Source organism: uncultured Faecalibaculum sp., assembly GCF_910588395.1.
Taxonomy (GTDB): Bacteria; Bacillota_I; Bacilli_A; order Erysipelotrichales; family Erysipelotrichaceae; genus Faecalibaculum.
In genome coordinates this window covers 1-1,031 of sequence record NZ_CAJUPA010000094.1, presented here as the reverse complement: position 1 = coordinate 1,031, position 1,031 = coordinate 1, and the positions used below count along the sequence as shown (strand labels likewise).

At 57.1% G+C, this 1,031-nt stretch carries 1 pseudogene; it reads right to left on the bottom strand.

What is annotated here, in order from left to right:
- Positions 1–46: 46 nt before the first annotated feature.
- Positions 47–1,031, bottom strand: a pseudogene (locus QZ305_RS11750) (hypothetical protein); the annotation flags it as partial.

Sequence of the window (1,031 nt, the reverse complement as noted above, 5' to 3'; positions counted from 1 at the left end):
TTCCAGAACCATTGTCCCTTTCAGTTTCATACACGCCCACTCCTTCCTAACCAATCTCAAAAGGCTTCCCAAAAGCCCCGATCAATACCTTCCCCATACTGTCCCCATAACTCCTTTGCACCAGCTCCATGGTCTCAATCCCCATATCCCCGGCAAACACCTTCATCCCCAGGCCGCCGCCCAAAGCAAACCGCCTCATAGGTTCCTCTACCGTAACCGTACCGTCCCAGGCAGCCGCCGCGGCCATCCCCTGCCCGCTGATAGAAGCAATACACCCGCCCGTCTCAATCTTCCCCGTGCCGCCCTCCATCCGCAGATACACATTGAACGTATTGGTAATATTCGGCACAAGACCATCAATCGGATAATACAAAGACAGAATATGCCTCCCGCTCCCCCAGGTCTCCACCGGCCGGTGAGCCAGAATCTCTGAATCATTCAACTCATAAGTAACAAAAACAGCCGCCTGCCCGTCCTCCGTCCAAATGACAGGAAGCTCCACCTCCACCGTGACATTCTCCGTACTTTCCCCGGTTCCGCCATCATCCCCGGCACTCCCGGCCTCTTCTCCGTCACCGGAAACCGCACCAACAGCCACTCCGCCGCCCGTTCCTCCGCCAGCCCCCGCCACAGGAACCGGGACCACAACACTCCCGGACGCACAAGCCCTCCGCTCCACCTGCGCCGCCCTCACATCCAAAACCACCTGCCCGAAAAACTGCACATGGGTCTCTTCCTTCGCCGCAAACTCAATACTGATCACCCGCACCCTGTCCTCCGCCACCACATAAGCAGAAGCATTGGTAAACGTATGAATCCCCACCTTCCCGGCCTCAATCTGGTTCAAAAGCCCGGAAATATTCTTGTCATTTTTAGACTTCGCCTGGGCCAGCCTGGGATTCTTACCCACACATTTCAGGCTCTGCCTCCCGCCAATCCTGCACTGGAAAGACGTGATACAAGTCATCTGCTCCCCGTCCGCCTGCCCGCCCGTAAACGTCAGCACATCCCCCAGATCCAGCGCCGGATTC